The organism is Tunturibacter gelidoferens (assembly GCF_040358255.1).
Classification (GTDB): Bacteria; Acidobacteriota; Terriglobia; order Terriglobales; family Acidobacteriaceae; genus Edaphobacter; species Edaphobacter gelidiferens.
In genome coordinates this window covers 795363-813976 of sequence record NZ_CP132938.1, presented here as the reverse complement: position 1 = coordinate 813976, position 18614 = coordinate 795363, and the positions used below count along the sequence as shown (strand labels likewise).

16 protein-coding genes are annotated in these 18614 nt (G+C 57.8%); 8 read left to right on the top strand and 8 right to left on the bottom strand.

From position 1 onward, the window contains the following. Window positions 1–71: 71 nt before the first annotated feature. The 3 genes from RBB81_RS03850 to RBB81_RS03840 form a co-directional block, all read right to left on the bottom strand. Entirely contained in the window at window positions 72–1823 is a 1752-nt protein-coding gene (locus RBB81_RS03850) for a metallopeptidase TldD-related protein (RefSeq protein ID WP_353072772.1), read from the bottom strand. Between the two features lie 175 nt (window positions 1824–1998). Next, the gene (locus tag RBB81_RS03845; protein WP_183790981.1) at window positions 1999–2346 is read right to left on the bottom strand and encodes a hypothetical protein; all 348 of its coding nucleotides are present in this window, start codon (window positions 2344–2346) and stop codon (window positions 1999–2001) included. Continuing rightward, complete coding sequence (locus RBB81_RS03840) at window positions 2328–2888, bottom strand: RNA polymerase sigma factor (RefSeq protein WP_353072771.1); 561 nt, start codon at window positions 2886–2888, stop codon at window positions 2328–2330. The genes RBB81_RS03845 and RBB81_RS03840 overlap by 19 nt, the downstream gene beginning before the upstream one ends. A 99-nt stretch (window positions 2889–2987) precedes the next feature. On the opposite strand from RBB81_RS03840, the gene RBB81_RS03835 reads away from it, so the two are divergent. The 3 genes from RBB81_RS03835 (at window position 2988) to RBB81_RS03825 (ending at window position 5211) form a co-directional block, all read left to right on the top strand. After that, window positions 2988–3446 carry a DUF6249 domain-containing protein gene (locus RBB81_RS03835; RefSeq protein WP_179580371.1) on the top strand — a complete coding sequence of 153 codons (459 nt, stop codon included), beginning with the start codon at window positions 2988–2990 and terminating at the stop codon, window positions 3444–3446. Between the two features lie 236 nt (window positions 3447–3682). Beyond that, window positions 3683–4843 carry a M48 family metallopeptidase gene (locus RBB81_RS03830; RefSeq protein ID WP_246373736.1) on the top strand — a complete coding sequence of 387 codons (1161 nt, stop codon included), beginning with the start codon at window positions 3683–3685 and terminating at the stop codon, window positions 4841–4843. After that, a complete protein-coding gene (locus tag RBB81_RS03825; protein ID WP_183790984.1) occupies window positions 4843–5211 on the top strand; it encodes a histidine triad nucleotide-binding protein in 369 nt (122 codons plus the stop codon). Before RBB81_RS03830 ends, RBB81_RS03825 begins: the two co-directional genes overlap by 1 nt. A gap of 128 nt (window positions 5212–5339) precedes the next feature. Here RBB81_RS03825 and RBB81_RS03820 read toward each other — a convergent pair whose 3' ends face one another. Beyond that, complete coding sequence (locus RBB81_RS03820; RefSeq protein WP_179580365.1) at window positions 5340–6464, bottom strand: response regulator; 1125 nt, start codon at window positions 6462–6464, stop codon at window positions 5340–5342. A 1013-nt stretch (window positions 6465–7477) separates the two neighbouring features. Here RBB81_RS03820 and RBB81_RS03815 point away from each other — a divergent pair. Both RBB81_RS03815 and RBB81_RS03810 read left to right on the top strand, forming a co-directional pair. Further along, window positions 7478–8170 (top strand): OmpH family outer membrane protein, encoded by a 693-nt coding sequence (locus tag RBB81_RS03815; protein ID WP_353072770.1) that lies wholly within the window; start codon window positions 7478–7480, stop codon window positions 8168–8170. Window positions 8171–8337: 167 nt separating this feature from the next. Next, a complete protein-coding gene (locus RBB81_RS03810; RefSeq protein ID WP_353072769.1) occupies window positions 8338–9018 on the top strand; it encodes an OmpH family outer membrane protein in 681 nt (226 codons plus the stop codon). 435 nt (window positions 9019–9453) lie between these two features. Here the strand turns inward: RBB81_RS03810 and lepA are convergent, their stop codons facing one another. Further along, window positions 9454–11256 carry a translation elongation factor 4 gene (gene lepA / locus RBB81_RS03805; RefSeq protein WP_353072768.1) on the bottom strand — a complete coding sequence of 601 codons (1803 nt, stop codon included), beginning with the start codon at window positions 11254–11256 and terminating at the stop codon, window positions 9454–9456. Between the two features lie 237 nt (window positions 11257–11493). Between lepA and RBB81_RS03800 the strand changes: the two genes are divergently transcribed. From RBB81_RS03800 to RBB81_RS03790, 3 genes are all read left to right on the top strand, one after another. Beyond that, on the top strand, window positions 11494–12768 hold the full coding sequence (locus RBB81_RS03800) for a PP2C family protein-serine/threonine phosphatase (protein WP_179580357.1): 1275 nt from the start codon (window positions 11494–11496) through the stop codon (window positions 12766–12768). Window positions 12769–12916: 148 nt separating this feature from the next. Next, entirely contained in the window at window positions 12917–14800 is a 1884-nt protein-coding gene (locus RBB81_RS03795) for a lytic transglycosylase domain-containing protein (protein WP_353072767.1), read from the top strand. Between the two features lie 158 nt (window positions 14801–14958). After that, on the top strand, window positions 14959–15777 hold the full coding sequence (locus RBB81_RS03790) for a hypothetical protein (protein ID WP_353072766.1): 819 nt from the start codon (window positions 14959–14961) through the stop codon (window positions 15775–15777). A 76-nt stretch (window positions 15778–15853) separates the two neighbouring features. Here RBB81_RS03790 and RBB81_RS03785 read toward each other — a convergent pair whose 3' ends face one another. The 3 genes from RBB81_RS03785 to RBB81_RS03775 all read right to left on the bottom strand — a co-directional run bounded on the left by RBB81_RS03785 (window position 15854) and on the right by RBB81_RS03775 (window position 18571). Beyond that, window positions 15854–16402, bottom strand: coding sequence for a peroxiredoxin (locus RBB81_RS03785; protein ID WP_183790990.1), 549 nt, complete (start codon window positions 16400–16402; stop codon window positions 15854–15856). Between the two features lie 126 nt (window positions 16403–16528). Next, window positions 16529–17395 carry an LpxI family protein gene (locus RBB81_RS03780; protein ID WP_353072765.1) on the bottom strand — a complete coding sequence of 289 codons (867 nt, stop codon included), beginning with the start codon at window positions 17393–17395 and terminating at the stop codon, window positions 16529–16531. An 18-nt stretch (window positions 17396–17413) separates the two neighbouring features. Continuing rightward, window positions 17414–18571, bottom strand: a complete 1158-nt coding sequence (locus RBB81_RS03775) for a Gfo/Idh/MocA family protein (protein WP_353072764.1) — start codon at window positions 18569–18571, stop codon at window positions 17414–17416. Between the last annotated feature and the right edge of the window lie 43 nt (window positions 18572–18614).

Sequence of the window (18614 nt, the reverse complement as noted above, 5' to 3'; positions counted from 1 at the left end):
GGCGGATAAAGATATAAACCAAATAGCCGCTGGCCAAAATCTGCTAATTTGTAACCTATTATGACCTAAATTCATTGCTGGCCACCCTTCCCGCTAGCCGAAGTGGAATCTGTTCCAGGCGGTGGGAGAATCGGTGGCCGCGCCGTACCCTGAGCCTGACGCTGGGTTTCAATCTCGCTGACCAGCATGGCCGGGGCAACGGCGCTGACGGGAATGCTCCCTGACTCCGCTCCGCAAATGCCGTTAAAGATGTCCTGCTTGTCATTGGTGGCGAGGATGCGGTTCAGTGCGGCCTGAGGTGTGCCCACAATGCTGACTCCGCGGACGAGCTCATCGGGGCGCCCATCGACGTAGACGCGATAGACAACCAGTGGAATCACCTGAAAAGCCTGTGGCGACCGCCGCGTCGTAACAGCAAAGCCCGAAGAGATATCTTCAAAGTAAAGCCCGTACGCTTTACCTTGCTTCTTCGCTTCAGCCCTCAACATCTCGCGCAGTTCGGCATCGCTAACAGTCTTCGAGGACGTGACGATGAGGTTTCCCTGACGGCCGGTAGGCATGTGGCCTGCCTCAGCGCGACCGTGTCCGTTCGAGGTGGAGAAGCTGGCGATAGGAAGGCGCGACATCAGAAAGGTGTCGAGAACGCCATCTTTGATGAGGTCCACACGACGCGCCTGCTGACCTTCGTCGTCGTAGCTATAGTGGCCGCTGAGCGACATGCCGTGAAAGTCGGCAAGCGTCGGATCGTCGGACACGCTAAGAAACGGCGGAAGAATCTGTTTGCCAAGCAGCTTGGTGAAGGTCTGTCCTTCGTCGTCCCCACGTTGGCGCTGTCCTTCGAGCCGGTGTCCAAGGACCTCGTGAAAGAAGACGGCAGATGCGCGGCCGCTCAGGATTGCAGGACCGTTGAACGGTTCGGTAACGGGCGCCTCGCGCAAGGCTTCGAGATTTTTGGCCATGGCGACGGTCTTGTCGATCAGCGTCTTCTGATCGGGCAGATGCGCAACTTCGTCGGCTTCGAAAGTCTCGGCACGGAAGAGATCCATACCGTCGGCGGCGCGTGTCCGCGCGACGATGACCAGGCGCGCCACCTGGTTTGGTGTAGCGACCTTAGCGCCTTCCGAGGAGACGAAGTAGTCCGTCTCGGTAGATGCCTCAAGCGCAACGTTGTTATAGAAGACGTTGGGGTACTGTCGGAAGAGTCCGGAGAGTTCACGCAGACGGATCTGCCATGCTGCAGCGTCGACGACCAGCGCTGGCGAAGGTGGAAGAATCGCCGAAGCTGGCTTCTCGCTCGAAAAATCGGCGGAGCCGTCCTCTTCTTTTGCGCGGACCTGCTGCTCCGTCTTCACCTTCAGGTAGCCGTCGAGCGCCTTTCCGTAGCCACGATTGGTTGCGAACCAGAGCGTGCGCGCGATCGCGTCGCTGTCGTTCGCGAGCGGCAAGGGGATGGTTGTAAGTGCGCTATTCCGGTGGTCGCCGTGTGTATTGTCTTCAGCGGCGGTCCCAAGGCGAACCTGTACGTCGGCTACGCGGCGGCGGTTTTCGTGAGAGCCGGTGATGGCGCCAAACTGCGCGGAGAGGCTCATGCTGTCACTGTCGGAGACTGCGTAGCTGAGGAAATACGGCTTCGGCTGCTGAGTCGCGTCCGTCGCATTGTTGCCCAGCGAGCTCATCGCGCGATGCAACTCTGCCTCCATGGTGTCGATCAGCACCAACGCCGGCGCAGGTTCGGGATTTCTGTTCTCCGCTGCAGCGCTGTAACCAACAGAGGATATTGCCACAACTGCCAGACCGGCAAAACCAACGCCGGCCACTGCCATTCTTTGTCTCTTCATGGAAAAGGGGACTCGTTTCGCCTGCAAAATACGCCTGTTGCCGAGTGTATCGGAAGTGCCGCTGCAGCGCGTAATCCCTTGCAGATCGCACAACATTGGCAGTTTTCCCGCAGACGACTGAGGGTTGGACGAAGCAGCGTGATTTTCGTCGACAGGCCGCCTACCGAACGCCGTGGTACCGGACGCTCAGCCACACAGTCAACGCTAAGAACTGGGTAAGCAGGAGAGACTCTGCCAGTCCGAAGGTAGCGTGCCTGCCATTGTGAAGCGTGAGAGCGATCAGCATTACCAGAGTGAGGATCATGCCAAGGAACACCGCACTCTGGCCGTAGTGAGTAGCAGTAAGCGATGTTGGGCGACGAGCCGGGAGTTGTCGAGCAACGCACTCAGCAAAGTCGGCAGGGACGTCGATCCTGGGAGCGGTTTCGAGAGCATGGAGAACGCGCCGGTCCATCTCATCGTCTGCGTTTCTGTTTGCGGCCTGGAGGTTCATCGATTCGTCTGACACGCCGTTCTCCTTTCCTTCGTTTGACGTTGCTGCATGGCTTCGCGTAACTTTTTGCGTCCACGGTGAAGGTGGGTCCGTACCGTGCCGATCGGCATCCCCAACGCGTAGGAGATCTGCTCGTAGCTGCGTTCTTCCTGATGATAGAGGATCAGAATTGTTCGCTCAATATGGCTGAGAAGCTGGAGCTGTTCTTCGACAGCTTGGTGGAACTCGCGTTCCTCCATCTGCTGTTCAGCGTTCCGGTCCAGATGAGGGAGCCGCTCCTCCCACGCCGAGCTTTCGTCCGAGAGAGAGACGTGGGAACGGTCGTTGCGACGGCGCCGCTTCCACTCATCTTGCGCGACATTGACGGCGATCCGGTAAAGATAGGTGGTGATCAGGGCCTCTCCGCGAAAGTTGGGCAGCGCGCGGTAAAGGCGTAGAAAGACATCCTGGGCCAGATCGTCGAGGTGCTCACGGCTACCTGTAAGGCGCAGCAGGGTGCGGAAGACCATCGCCTGATGGTCACGTACCAACTGCTCGAAGGTGAGATCGATGTCCAAGCGAGGTTAGACAATAGACTGCTCCGAAAGTTTCATTCAGGCGAGTGAAACTTTGCAGATGCATGCCGGTCTAACGCGGGCAGAAAGAGGAGGTAGCGTATGGATTTTATGATGAGTCCGTTTATTGTGCCCGTGGCAGGTTGCGCCGTTGGTGCCATCGCCATCGTCTCAGGCATCTGGTTTGAGGCTCAGCAGCGCCGAAACAAAGCAGAACAACGCATGGCCATGATTGCGCGTGGCATTCCCATCGCCGAGATCGAGAAGCTGTTAGGTAGTGGCGACGAGGAGAAACGCGTTAGAGACCCGCTGCGCAGTCTCGGCAACGCACGCCGTACAGGAATCGTTCTGGTCTCGGTGGGACTAGGACTTATGCTCTTCTTCCTCACCCTTAGCGTTATTCTCCGCGAGCGTGATGTCTTGACCGGAGCCGCCGTCGGCATCATTCCGTTGGCTATCGGCATAGGTTTTTTCATCGACTACAACCTGCAGAAGCGCGAGCTATCGCGCTTCGGGTTGGAGATCGGTGCCGACTCACCGGGAATTGGATCCGATCGGTAGGTTTCGAGCCTGTCGTTCCTCTTTGCGCTGCGTAGGCGATTCATGCACACTGACTTCATCAGGACAGGAGTCAATGATTGATGAATGTACGTGTAGCGTTGCTTCTGTTGACCAGTTTTTTTGCAGTCGCGATCCCTTCCGCGAAAGCCCTGGAAACGACTCCCACAGAGGCACAAGCTCTGAGAGCGGCTGAGCAGAATCAAACGGCTTATACGCTGCCTCCGGAGAAGCTCAAGTTGGCGAAGGCATTGTTCCGCAGTCGCACTGCGCTCCATTTCGTGGGCGAGGCGTGGGGAATCCTACAACTCGTTCTACTGTTGGCGATGGGTGTGCCGGCGCGCTTGCGTGACCTCGCCGAGAGATTGACGGAGAGCCGATGGGGACAATGCTTCGTGTTCGTCTTTCTCTTCCTGCTTCTGACTGCGCTGTTGAACGTGCCTCTGCGGCTCTATGGACACCATGTCTCGCTCGAGTACGGACTCTCAGTGCAGCGTTGGGGGAGCTGGTTCGCGGATCTCGGTAAAAGCTTCCTGCTCGAATGGCTCGTCGCCGGCCTGTTGGTGATGGTGCTTTTCTGGGTCATCCGGAAGTCGCCGAAGCACTGGTGGTTCTGGTTCTGGATCCCGACCATGGCCGCAGTGTTGTTCGGCGTCTTTCTCTCACCGATTCTCGTTGACCCGCTTTTCAATAAATTCGAGCCATTACAACAACACGATCCAGCGTTGGTAACGCAATTGGAAAAGGTGGTGGCCCGCAGTGGCGTAACTCTACCGCCCGACAGAATGTTTTACATGCGTGCGAGCAGCAAGGTGACAAGCATGAATGCCTACGTTACCGGCTTCGGACCCTCGAAGCGTCTGGTGCTCTGGGACACGACGATCGCGGCAGCGACTCCCGATGAGCTCGCCGGCGTCTTTGGCCACGAGCTAGGCCACTATGCGCTGCATCACATCGTGCAGGGACTGCTGTTCAGCGCGGTGTTCCTGCTGGTCGGGTTTTTCGTGGGACAGCGAATGACGTGGTGGCTGCTCGCAAGGTACGGGGCACGCTGGCAAATCCGTTCGCAGAACGACTGGGCTTGTCTGGCCGTACTGGTGCTCGTGCTGAATGTGCTGAACTTCTTCGCGGAGCCGATCGAAAACAGCTTCAGCCGCTCGATCGAACATGCTGCCGATGTATATGGTCAGGAGGCAATCCATGGCATCGTCGCCGACCCGCAAACCACCACACAGCAAGGGTTCCAGAAACTTGGCGAGAACTCGCTCGACGACCCCACGCCGCATCCCCTTGTCGATTTTTGGTCTGATGGCCACCCATCAACCGCGAGCCGTGCGGCTTTCGCACTAGCCTATAACCCCTGGACAGCAGGGCAGCATCCAAAGTACTTTCAACCATAATGAAGATACCGCCGAGTAATCTCGCATCTTCCGAGTGCCTGTTCTGCAAGATCGTCGCCGGAGACATTCCGGCGAACCGCGTCTACGAGGACGAGTTCTGCATCGGTTTCCCCGACATCAATCCGCAGGCCCCAACGCATCTGTTGATCATCCCGAAGCAACACATCGGTTCCATCGCGAAAGCAGAGGCAGAACACGCCGCGCTGTTAGGTTCCTTGATGTCTGCAGCGGTCGAGATTGCGCGCCGAGAGAAGTTGAGCAAAGGCTACCGAATCGTCGTCAACACCGGCGATGATGGCGGCCAAACCGTGAACCACCTGCATCTTCATCTGCTGGGCGGCAGACACATGAACTGGCCACCGGGCTAGCCGGGTGGCCTTGAACACTCTCCTCCGACCAACGGGAGGACCGCACCCTCCCCCAACCCCGACCGGTATACAAGTCACGAAGTGACCGCCCTCCGCGTAGGAGGCCCGTCCGGCAGGACGCATGGATCTTACTGGTTGAAGTTCGGCTCTTCTTCCTCTTCCATGCCATAGCGTCGCAGCAAGTTGGGCAGATTCTGTGAGAACGCCGCACGCGGCATTACGGTATCGCAACCCGCTTCAACAGCCTTCGCCTTCAGATCTCCCTGTAGATGCGACAGGAAGCCGATGATGGAGGTGCTGCGCTTCAGCTTGGTCTTCAGCTTGGGAATCAGCGTCAGAGGCTTGGCGTTTGCATTGTTGAGGTCGAAGACGATCAGCCCAGGCCGGTCTTCCTCTTCGCCGCCGACCAGCGAGGCAATCGCCTCTTTGTCGTTCTTGACGAAGGCGACCTTGACCCCAAGCTTACGCGCCGTCTCAGAGATCTTGGCGATAAAGAACAGATCTTCAATGAAGAAGAAGATCTTTGTCGGCGCGTCTTCCGCGATCGGAATGGCGCGGCCCTGCGAGTAATCGATTGGTTGAGAGTCGCTCTGGTAACTGCGTCCGCCGCCATGGCCGTTGCTGCGACCCTGGTAGTTGCCGTTGTGCGAATCCATCGTGGAGGGCGGAGTGTCGGCGAAGTTGCCGTTCACGGCGCGATAGCTATGGTCCATGGGGCCCACAAAGCTGCGGGGACCGCGCTGCTGTTGCTTGCCGCCGCCGCCTTTGCGTTTGAATCCGCCGCTGTTGTTGCCGGGCTGATGCGTATCGCGATCGCGATAGCCGCCGCCATTGCTGCTGAACCCGCCGCCGTTGCTGCCGCTGGCGACGTTGCCCGGATTCTCCGGGGAGCGTTGACGGTCACGATCGCGGAACTTCTTCTTCCAGCGCTTGCCGCTGGAGGAGCCGCTCTGCTGCTGGCCGGCGTTTGCTTGAAACCCTTGGCCGCCCTGCGGTTGAAAGGTCTGAGGAGCCGCCGAGCCCTGAATGGAGCCGACGGGTTGACCCGCGCTCTGCTCGCCGGACTGCGTGCCCTGCGCACCGTCTGACCCTTTACTCTTCCGCTTGCGGCGGCGACGGCGGCTGCTTTTGGACTGACCCATGCCGTGCGGGACGTTCTGCCCCGCAAATTGTGCCTCCCCATCCTGTTGGACGGGTGACATTGTCGAACCCTGGTGAGAATCTACCTCGGGTACATTCTGCTCTGAAGTCATGCTTCCACTTCCTATTGCTTTAGATCGCAATTAGCGTTCTTTCCCACGCAAACGGCCTCTCCTTCCCCGTGAGACTCACGGAGGAGGAACCAAACCGGTTTTGCAGCGTCGGATGAAACGGTCTCAAGTTTTACTCGAACGGACGTCTTCTATTGGTATTTGGCTGCAATCACACCGGCCAATCCGCCGGTTACGCACAGCCTGGAGCGCCAGACAACGGCGAACCTGATTTTCACCCTCTACCTGTTTGCGACAGAGTCCGACAAATCCGGTCTACTGTAATCCTGTGTCTTTGGCCGCCAAACCTACGCAATTGGTAGTTTTCTGGTGGCCACACAGCGATCGGCACCCACAGCCGGTTCACAAGGCAACTCCTAGGGTACGCCCAAAGAAGCCACTTGGCAAGAGCTCTCTTCTACGACTTTCTGGGGACGATCCCTGTTTTGAAACCAGAAGGACCGCTTCGCGGAAGCGGCCCTTCCATCTCAATGGCCAGTCACTGGCCTCCTGAAATCTTCCGATGAAGGAAGCAGACCTCCGGGCTTACGGCCTACACCATCCGTTGGGTGTAGATTCTGCGAGCTGGGGGCAAGTATCTGGCACACGTCGGATCGAGCCAACGTGTTGCCTTCCACGAAGAAGCAATTCGCTCGCCAAAAGGGGAGTCAGCCATTCACTGGCAATCTCGACGAGAAGCTGCCAAGCCTTATTCGGAAGATTTGAAAAACAGTATATCGCCTCAAGCATGTTCCAACTTTCTGTAGAGTGCCCTCGAATCACCTCGATTGACCCTGCTCAGGCTGGACCCTATAATCTATGTGTTCCGGCAGCCCTCTCGTTTTGCTGCCGATTTGCCCTCACGGAAGTCGGTTCAATCGAGGCAAAAGATGGGCGTGCTCTGTCTCAAGGGTGCGTTGATCGAGTGGATGGAGGGAACGGCCCAGACGGCACGCGACCGTGAGCCCGAAGCCGTACAAGGTTTGATCAATCCCTGAAGGAGTACCACACACCGCATGAATCGTACCTTTGCTTTTGCTACCGCTCTCGCTGCGGGAATGCTATCCGCTGCCGGAGTGGCCCAGACCGCTGGCACGCCGGCCACCCCCTCAGCAGCTCCCACCCAGGCAGCCCCCGCTCCAGTAGCGCCACACGCGGTCCCCGCGAAGATTGCAACCATCGAGTTCGAGCAGGTCGCCGCTGCAACCAACGAAGGACAACGCGCGCTTCAGACCTTGCAGAAGAAGTACGAACCCAAGGGTACTGAGCTGCAGGCCAAAGCGCAGGAGATCGACACCCTCAAGAAGCAGCTGCAGAGCGCTCCGGCGACGATGACCGAGTCCGAACGCGCCGCGAAGCTGCGTGCCATCGACACCAAAGAAAAGCAGCTCCAGCGCGATGGCGAAGATGCACAGCAGGCCGTCACCGGTGAGCAGCAGCAGGCTATCGCTGTGGTTGCGAAAAAACTCGCGCCAGTCGTCAAGAAATACGTGGAGGACAACGGCTACACCATGCTCCTCGATATCACCGGCCAACAGGGCGGTTCGATGAGCGTGCTCTGGACCAGCGAAGGTACAGATATCTCGCGCGCAGTTCTCGATGCGTACAACGCGTCTTCGGGAGTCGCACCTCCAGTGCCCTCCGCACCTTCCCCAACGGCTCATCCGCACGCCTCCGCGACTCCGAAGCCTGCGCTGCCGAAGCAGTAACGCGAACGTGACAAACTCGGCTACGGAGAGTTGGCTGGTCGCAAGCTAACCTCCGTAGACTTCGAAAAAAAACGATGCCGCCTGGTGATCCGAATCAGTTCAGATATTTTGTAACAAGCTATCGACGATCGAACAGATCGAAATTTTGAAGGAGTACCACAGACCGCATGAATCGCACCCTTGTTCTTATCTCCGCGCTTGGCGCCGGATTGATGACCACAGCCGGAGTCTCTCAGACCGCTGCAGCTCCAGCTCCTGCTATCGCTGCACCTGCTGCCGTCGAGCCTCAGGCCATTCCCGCAAAGATCGCGCTCGTTGCCTTTGAACAGGCGGTCTTTGCTACTAACGAAGGCCAACGTGCCGTCCAGCAGATTCAGGACAAGTACAAGCCAAAGAAGGATCAGATCGACACCCTCTCGAAGGAGGTCGATTCGCTCAAGGCCCAGCTGCAGAGTGCTCCCGCAACTCTCTCCGATGAAGAGCGCGCTACACGCCTGCGCAACATCGACACCAAAGAGAAGGAGCTGAACCGCAACGCCGAAGATGCCCAGACCGCCTACAACGCGGATCTGCAGGAAGCCTACGGCAAGGTTGCTGCGAAGGTCTCGGTCACCCTGAAGGACTACGTGAGCAAGAATGGCTACACCCTGCTGCTCGATGTCAGCGGACAGCAGAGCAACGTGATGTGGGCCAACCAGAGCACGGATGTGACACAGGCCATTGTGACCGCGTACAACACCTCGTCCGGTGTCGCGGCGCCACCCCCAGCTGGACCGTCTTCCCCGGCCGCCACGACAGCTCGCCCGCGTCCAACAACTACGCCGAAGCCTGCTGCACCGAAGCAATAGTTCGAAAATCAACGGTATGAAGCAGCGAGGAGAGATTTAATAGACATTCTCTCCTCGCTGCATCGTGCTTGTTTTCAGGACTAAGCACAGGACTCCTGTGGAAAAACCTGTGGATTGCGGAAACCAAAGTATAGGGGAAGATTGGCGAATCTCAGCTTCTACCAACCTGGCTACTTCCACAGTTCCTCGCTAAGTGCATAGAAATCAGCATATTGAGAGGCCTCCGCCAGAGTTACGAGACCCAAAGATGGGTAACTCTCGGCAACTAACGCTGTTTCAAGGGTTTCCACAGATCGACGTTACGACCAGGTTACAAATTCCCGCATCTAATGCTGCTGGGTGCCGGAATCTCCCTGCAAAGTTCAGCGATTAATCGTATTTAGACAAGAAGTTGCGTCGAAAATCGAAGCCGTCTGAAACCTGTAGCAGGTCAGGTTACTCCTCGCCAACCTTGAGGACAGCAAGGAAAGCCTCCTGCGGAATGTCGACCTTGCCAATCCGTTTCATTCGCTTCTTTCCTTCTTTTTGCTTCTCGAGAAGTTTACGTTTCCGGCTGATGTCCCCACCGTAACATTTGGCAATAACGTTTTTCCGGATTGCCGTGACGGTCTCACGAGCGATGACTTTCGAACCGATCGCGGCCTGAATGGCGACCTCGAACATCTGTCTCGGAATCAGTTCGCGCATCTTCGATACGAGCGCCCGGCCTCGCTGCTGCGCAAAGTCTTTGTGGATGATGATCGACAGCGCATCCACGGGATCGCCGCCAATAAGAATATCCATCTTCACCATCGGCGAAACCCACATCCCGGCAAGCTGGTAGTCAAGCGAGGCGTACCCACGCGAGACGGTCTTCAGACGATCGTAAAAATCCAGCACGATCTCATTCAACGGAAGCTCATACGTAATCAGAACCCGCGTGTCCGAGACGTACTCCATGTTCTGCTGCCGTCCGCGCTTCTCCTCGACGAGCTTCAGAATGCCGCCAACGTACTCTTCGTTCGTCAGAATCTTCGCAACGATCACAGGCTCTTCGATCTGTTCGATCTCGGTGGTCTCCGGCCAACGCGAGGGGTTATCCACCTCGCGCACGCTCCCGTCGGTCATCGTGATCCTGTAGCGCACGCCCGGTGCAGTAGTAATCAGGTCGAGATCGTACTCGCGCTCCAGACGCTCTTGAATGATCTCTAGGTGCAGCAGCCCAAGAAATCCGCAGCGAAACCCAAACCCAAGCGCGACAGAAGACTCAGGCTCAAACGAAAACGAAGCATCGTTGAGCCGAAGCTTTTCGAGCGCGTCGCGTAGCATCGCATGCTCATGCGAATCAACGGTGTAAAGCCCTGCGAACACCATGCTCTTGATGTCTTCGAAGCCCGGGAGCGCTTCTGCGCAGGGATTTTCCACCGAAGTAATGGTGTCGCCGACTTTGGTATCCGCAACATTCTTGATCGTAGCGACAAAGAAACCGACCTCGCCCGCACTCAGTTCCGCAAGCTCGACGGGCTTCGGCGTCATCACGCCCATGCTCTCCACATCGAACATCTTTCCGTTCGACATCACCTTAATCTTCATGCCCTTGCGCAGCCTGCCGTTGATGATGCGCGCCAGAACAATCACGCCTCTGTACGGATCGAACCAGCTATCGAAGATCAGCGCCTGCAGCGGCGCCTCCGGATCCCCTTGCGGCGGCGGCAACAGCGTGACAACAGCTTCAAGAATGCTTGCAACATTCAGGCCCGTCTTCGCGCTGACGGCAATGGCATCGTCCGCAGGCAGCCCAACCGACTTCTCAATCATCTCCTTCGTGCGCTCAATATCAGCACTTGGAAGATCGATCTTATTGATGATCGGAATAATCTCGAGCCCGTTCGAGATCGCAAGATAGGCATTAGCCAGCGTCTGCGCCTCGACCCCCTGCGATGCGTCGACCACCAGGAGCGCCCCTTCGCACGACGCCAGCGAGCGCGACACCTCATAAGAAAAATCGACATGTCCCGGTGTATCGATCAGGTTCAGCTGATACGTATCACCATCGTGCGCCTTGTACATCATGCGGACGGTGTGCGCTTTGATCGTGATGCCGCGCTCGCGCTCCAGATCCATGGCGTCCAGCACCTGGGCCTGCATCTCGCGCGAGGTCACAGAGCCGGTCAGCTCCAGAAGCCGGTCGGAAAGGGTGGACTTGCCATGGTCGATATGCGCGATGATCGCGAAGTTGCGGATGTGACTTGGATCCATTTTGTAGCTGGGTAGCCTCAATATCCATCTTAACACCCATGCGTTTCTAAGAGCGGGACCGGCAACTTACGGTAATGGTCAGACGGGGTTGATCTCTAACGACTTGCAGCACAGGGCAATCTAGTTCGACGGCACTCTGAAATCGGCCAATTCAGAAGATCAAACTTTGCATCGCGGCGTTGGCCGCAACATCAAACGGGCATAGATTCACGTCCGGTCCTTGCTAAGGAGGACACTATGGCGACTCAACTCCCTTCGATCGATGCACTAGAAGCGCTTCCCAGGCGCATTCATTCATCCTGTGATTTCGTACAGGCCTTGATGAAGTTGCAGCGGGCCGCGCAACTTATTACCTCCAGCCTCGATCTGGATGTGTTGTTCGATCGGGTCGTAAACGATATCGCCGGTGCGATCGGCTGCGTAGAGGTCTCCGTCTGGCTGCGCGACCCGGGCACCGATGAGATGGTGCTTCATGGTGTTCGAGGTTGCCCCACATACAAGAAGGGCGACCGCATGAAAATTGGCGTCCGCGGCATGATCGGCCACGTCGCTGCAACGGGTGTGACGCGCTACGCCCACGACGTGACGATCGATCCTTACTACATCGCGTGTGAGTTGGACACCCGGTCAGAGGTTACCGTTCCGCTTCTGCTTGACGGGAAGGTCATTGGAGTCCTGTGCGTGGATCACAAGGAGACCAACGCCTTCTCTGAGGACCAGATCTCCGTGATGGAGGCGTTGGCTGGGCACATCGCGGTGGCCATCGAAAACGCCCGGCTGTTCCGCAATGAGCGCCACGAACGCGAGCTCATGCAACGCGAAGCAGACGACGCCCGCGTCGTCCAGCAATCGCTCTTCGTCAAGGCTGTCCCCCTGGTCTGTGGCTTTGCATTTGAAACCGCGTGGAATCCGGCCGGAGCCGTCGCTGGCGATTGGTTTGACCTGATCGACCTCGGCGACGATCGCTGCGGAATCGTACTCGGCGACGTCTCCGGCAAGGGCATGCCTGCGGCCCTGTTGATGTCCGCAACACGCGCCATCCTGCGCACGCTGGTCAAGCTCGACCCCTCGCCCGGAAGCACGCTCATGCGGCTGAATCAAATCCTGATGGATGACTTTCCGATGGGCAAATTTGTCACCATGATCTACGGTGTGCTCGATGCGCGATCCCGTGAGATCACGATTGCCAGCGCCGGACATCTGCGTCCGCTCCTCATCAACGGCCAGTGCTCCTTCCTCGACATCGACACCGGCATGCCGCTTGGACTCGGTGCGACAACCTATCCCGAATACAAAGTAACCCTCAAGCCAGGCACTCAGCTCCTCTTCTACACCGATGGAATCACCGAGGCCATGAACCGCAGCGACGAAGAGTTCGGGGCCGGACGGCTTGTCGAACACTTTCTGCGGCCCTTAGCCTGCGTCGATGGACTCATCGAAGAAGTGAGCAGATTCAGCCATGGATCGAACCACATCGATGACGCAACCGCGGTCCTGATTCGAAGTCGATAACCCGAATGAAACGCCGATTTGAAGTCGGCAGCACGTCGTCTCACGCTGCTTTTCGGAACGCGCCTCTCATCCGCACAAGATGCTATTCCATCAGCGCCGGCGAATTTGCTTCTTGCACCCCTTACAATGAAAAGCGAAGATGGTGCGGATGACTTTAAGCGATTCGGTGCGAACGGTAGCACTCGTGGTGGCGTGTGTGCCGCTTGTACTGCTGACGGGCTGTCCTCAGGATCAGTCCGCCTCGCCTGGCAACACCTCTGCTCAGACAACCGCTCCAGCGATAACGCAAGCCTCAAGCGCGGCCGCATCTCAATCCGGGCAGGCAGCTCCCTCCACAGAGCAGTCTGTCGACAGCGCGTCCCGGGCTTTCAAGGTGCAGCAGCTGATCAACTCTGCCGAGGCCGCCTATCGCAGCGGCGTAGACAACTATCGCGCGGGCCGTCTCGACGCAGCGCGGCTGGACTTCGACTCTGCCGTCGACCTCATGCTCACCAGCGGCATGGATCTGAAGACCGACCCGCAACTAGCCGATGAATTCGATCATCTCTTGAACGCGGTCAACTCGCTCGAGATGGCAGCCCTGAAGCAGGGCAACGGATTCTCACCAAAGATCGAGGAGGCTCCACTCGACACAGCCGAAGATCTTACCTTCCCCGCAAACCCGGAGCTGACTGCAAAGCTGAAGGCTGAACTGCAGATCTCCTCCGACCTGCCCCTCGTCATTAACGACCAGGTCGCCGGCTACATCGGATACTTTGCGAACTCACCCTCTTTCCACGCCCATATGCTTCGCAGCATGGAGCGCGCCGGCAAATACAAGACTATGATTCAGAGCGCGCTGACCGCGCAGGGCGTCCCGCAGGACCTCATCTATCTCGCCGTGGCTGAGTCGGGCTTTCAGCCTCAGGTGCTCAACGCGAAGTCGGGCGCAGGCGGCATGTGGCAGTTCATGCCGACCGGCGCCTACGGCCTGGCACGCAACGGCTACTTCGATGAGCGCTTCGATCCCGAAAAGTCTTCGATCGCCTACGCAAGGTACATGAAAACCCTCTACAACCAGTTCGGTGACTGGTATCTCGCGATGGCCGCCTACGACTGGGGCCCGGGCAACGTGCAGCGCGCCGTGCAGCGAACCGGCTACGCGGATTTCTGGGAGCTCTACCGCCGCAACGCGCTGCCAAAGGAGACTCGTGACTACGTCCCGAAGATTCTCGCTGCCGTCATCATGGCCAAAAACCCCGAGAAGTACGGCCTCGACAAGATGGTGCCCGACGAACCTGTCGTCTCCGACACCGTGTCCGTCGACTATGCGATCGATCTGCGTCTCGTCGCCGACATCACCAACTCCTCTCTGCCCGAGATCGTGGCCCTCAATCCCAGTCTCTTGCGCATGACGACACCAGGCGACATGCCGTTCGATCTGCACATACCCATCGGTACCCATGACGTTTTCACGGAGCGCCTCAAGGAGATTCCACAGGACAAACGCAACACCTGGCGCTTTCACGTAGTCCGTTCCGGTGAGTCGCTCGACGGCATCGTGACCTCTCTGCATGCCCATTTGAGCGACGTCGTCGCCGCGAACGGCCTGTCTGCGAACGACGGTGTCGATACAGGAGACGAACTTGTTATCCCCGTGACCGTCGCTGCAAGCACGCGGCCGCAGCGATACACCGTCCATCACGGCGACACACTGGTCACCGTCTCCGATCGATTCGGCGTCTCGGTGGAAGAGTTGCGGCGATGGAACCATCTCTCCTCGAGCGCGGTGCGGCCCGGTGCCTCCCTCGCTGTCGCGGAGCCGGTTAAGCTCGCACCCGGCACCCACGTACACGGCAGAGGTTCTCGAAAGAGGAGTGGCTCGCGTACAGTTTCAACCAGTGTTCATCAGGGTTCTGCGCATCCCTCCAGCGGGCGCGCAGGCTCGAAGGCAAGCGGATCGTCAACGACTAGTAAGCCCGCAGGTAAGAAGAGTTCACATGCAGCGAAGCCGAGCTCAGGCACCAAAACGAAAAAGAAAGCTACACGATAAGCTTCCTCGTGAAAAAGATTGCTTGCCTTCGGTAGCGCTTGGATGCATCCTGTTGCTAGAATCTCGTGCCGGGAAGTAAAGATGTTTGTTGCTGCATCGAAGCTGGTAAGACAACGCAGAGAGCGATAGAAGTAGAGAGCAGTGAGGGGACAACAACAATGATGTTCGATGACACCATCAAGCTTCACGCAACTGCAGCCGATGACAACCATAACTTCGGCGATGAACCCGATGACGAACAGGACGATCTCCACGGCCGCTTCAATGACGACGACGAAGAAGAAGAGGTCACGATGACCTCGGATGACGACGATGAGGAAGCTCAGCTCGACGAAGAAGATACCGACGACGACCCCCACGCCGAAGATGCGAAGCTGTTCGCGCTGCCCCCCTCGCCGGTGCGCAGCTACGAGCCGCCGTCAAAACAGTCGGAGTTGCCGGTAAAGAGCGAGTCCTCGGCAAGCCCGGCGAAGCCCGCGGCAAAGAAGGCCGCTGCACCACCAGCCAAGAAGGCTGCTCCCGCCAAGAAGGCAGCAGCAAAGAAGCCAACTCCCGTAAAGGCAGCGGCGAAGAAGGTCAGCAAACCCGCCGCCAGCAAAACAGCCGCGAAAAAGCCGGCCGCCAAGAAGGTCGTTGCAAAGAAGGTAGCGGCGAAGAAGGCCGCAGTGAAAAAAGTTCTGGCGAAGAAGGCCGCACCAAAGAAGGCCTCCGCCAAATCGAAATCTGCCGCGAAGAAGGTCAGTGCTCTGCGCGGCGGTAAGGTCGCCCCTAAAAAGGCGATCGGCAACAAGGGCACTGCAAGCAGTAAAAAACCAAAGAAGAGAGGTACTACCTTGGCAACTAAGAAAGCAGCAAAGAAGGCTCCAGCGAAGAAGGCAGCAGCAAAGAAGGCTCCTGCTAAGAAGGCAGCCAAGAAGGCTCCTGCAAAGAAGGCCGTAAAGAAGGCTGTAAAGAAGGCTGCTCCAAAAAAGAAGTAACTAACACCAAGGCAAGCAAATAGGCCCGGACTCCTCAATTGAGAGCCCGGGCCTTTTTGCGTCTGCTGATAAGTTCCTACTTCTTGTTAGCCGTGATCTCAGCCAGAACTTCCGTGCTGTGGACGTTCGGATCGACCTTCTCCCAAACCTTCACAACCTTGCCGTCGGGCGAGATCAAAAAGGTCTCGCGGTTGGCAAACTTCATCACTCCGTAGTTCTTCACCGGAACGCCATACATGTCGACGACCTTGTGGTCCGGGTCAGCGAGCAGCTTGAAGCCAAACGTATCCTTCGAGCACCAGGTCTTATGGCCCTCCACCGTATCCAGGCTCACGCCAAGGACGACCGCGTTCAGAGCATCGTACTTCGCAAGGTCGCGCTGGAAGTTATGCGCCTCAATCGTGCAGCCGGTAGTCTGATCCTTGGGATAGAAGTAGAGGACGACCCACTTGCCTTTGTAGTCGGTCAGGCTCACCGGCTTGTCCTCCTGCGAGGGCAGGGTAAAGTTGGGCGCCATGGCTCCAGCCTGTATTGTGTCTGCGGCAGGCGCTGCATGCGCCCTGATACCTACGCCGCACGCCGCTGCTACGCCGATGATTGCTGCGATCCAAACTGCTTTGCGCATGGTGGTTCCCCTTATGTCCTTCTCTTAGCTGTAGACGAGTGGCAGCCGCGTTAGACGCCGCCTGAACGCCCTGACCGCAATTTTACCCTTCGAGCGCAGGCTCTTTACAAAGCCATGACAATATCTTTACTTCCCGACGATCGCAATCCCGCCATCGTCCGCCGCCCTCACAATCGCCGCAGGATCAAACATCAGTGTCCTCTCCGCCTCAATCGCCAGGCAGGTAGCACCCGCAGCTTTCATGGCCTCGATCGTTGCGACGCCAATCACTGGCACGTCAAAGCGCATATCCTGGTTGGGTTTCGCGACCTTCACCACCGTCAGACCGCGACGAAGCGTAGTCTCATCTCCCCCCTCAAGCGTCCGAAAAAGCTCGCCGGCCCGCGCGATCGTCGCGTCCGTTCCTTCCATCGCCTCCACCGCAACACAGGCCTGCGCCGCAATCACCACGGTCTGGCCCAGATCATAACCGGCAATCGCCTGCCCAACAGCCCTGCCGTAAACAATGTCCTTCTCCTCTTCCTCATCAGGAGCCCGCCGCGTGAGCACACCAGTCTTCGCCAGCAGCGGCTCCAGATACTGCGTCGAGGAGATTAGTTCGATCCCCTCATCGCCGAGCACCTTCGCCACCGCGCCAAGCAGCATATCGGTATTACGAGTGCGAAGGTTCAGCAGCAGCTTCGCCAGCCGCCAATCCGGCCGAATGCTGGAGAAGATCTGCTTGTGCTTCACCTGACCAGCCATCACGGCCCTCGTTACGCCCTCCGCACGAAACGTCTCAATCAGCCGCGACAGCTCGCCAAGCGACAGCCAATGAACGCGAACCCCAGCATCGGCAGCCGCGCGTTCATTCATCTCCGTGTCGGTCTCTTCGTTGATCGCCGCGACCACAACCTGCAAGCCGTGCGCACGCGCAGCGTCCAGCAGGAGAAACGGAAAGCGCCCGTTCCCCGCAATCAATCCCAACTTCTCTGGTTCGCCCGGTACAGTCATTTTTCACGTCGAGAAAAGCTACTTGGCCGCCGCTGCCACTTCCTGTGCGACATAAATCGTCTTCCCGCTCTGCGCAGAACGTCGCGCAGCATCGAGAATACGAACGACAGTGATGTTCGTATCGAGCGAGTTCAGATCATGCTGCGGCTTCACCGTTCCGGCCAGAACCGCCGCAAGATAGTTCAGCGAATCATTTTGCGGAGCCTGAAGCGCCGGCGCAGTCTCAACGTGTTCAGATTTCTCTCCGCTCAAACGAGCGCGAAGCTTCGCACCTGGCGCTGCATCCTCATACACCGTATCCACATACCCGGTGGCCCCGTAGATCTCCATATCCTTGCGTGCAAAAGGCCAGTTCCACGAGCCCTGAAGGATCGCCTGCGCGTGAGGATAGGTCAGCACCACCGTGCTGTCATCATCAACGTTGGGATAGATCTTCGGCTTAATCTGCAGCGTAACCGCGGTCACAGTTGTTGGCAGCTCCCCATGCAGGATCCACGTCGCAAGGTCCACCCCATAGCAACCAAAGTCGAACAGAGCACCCGCGCCATTCTGCTTCGGATCGGTGAGCCAGCTCAAAAACTCCGGATCGACCCCAATCTCCTTCGGACCCTCGTGACCATCATGCACGACCAGCTTCCGCAGATCGCCAATCTTTCCCTCTTCCAGCATCTTTACCGCTGCAGTATTCGAGTTGTACCAGGTCGTCTCGTAGTTCGTCAGGACAGGAACGTTGTACCTCTCCGAGAGCGCCTGAATGGCAAGCGCGTCTTCCACCGTAGTGGCCAGCGGCTTCTCCACCATGGCCGCGATGTGCAACGGCGCAGCCTCCTCAATAGCTGCTCGATGTCCCGCGATCGAGGTATAAACCAGAATCGCCTGCGGCTGCGTATGCTTCAGCATCTCAGCTTCAGTCGCGAAGAACAGATCGCCAGACAGGTGTGTCTTCGCAATATACTTCTGGCGCAGCGCCGGATCAGGTTCAGAGATGCCCACAAGAGCAATCTCCGGGTGCGCGGCGAGATTATGCAGAAAGCCCTGCACATGGCCATGAACCAGCCCGACAATTGCCACACGTGTCGGCGGAGCCGTCTGAGCATCTGCGCTCGTAGAAAAAGAGAAGGTTGCTGCCAGAAAGGAAGCTGCGAAGAGGAGACGATTTCTAACCGACGAGATCATAACGGGCCAAAACTCCAATCTGATGCTGTGTATCAAAGACTCG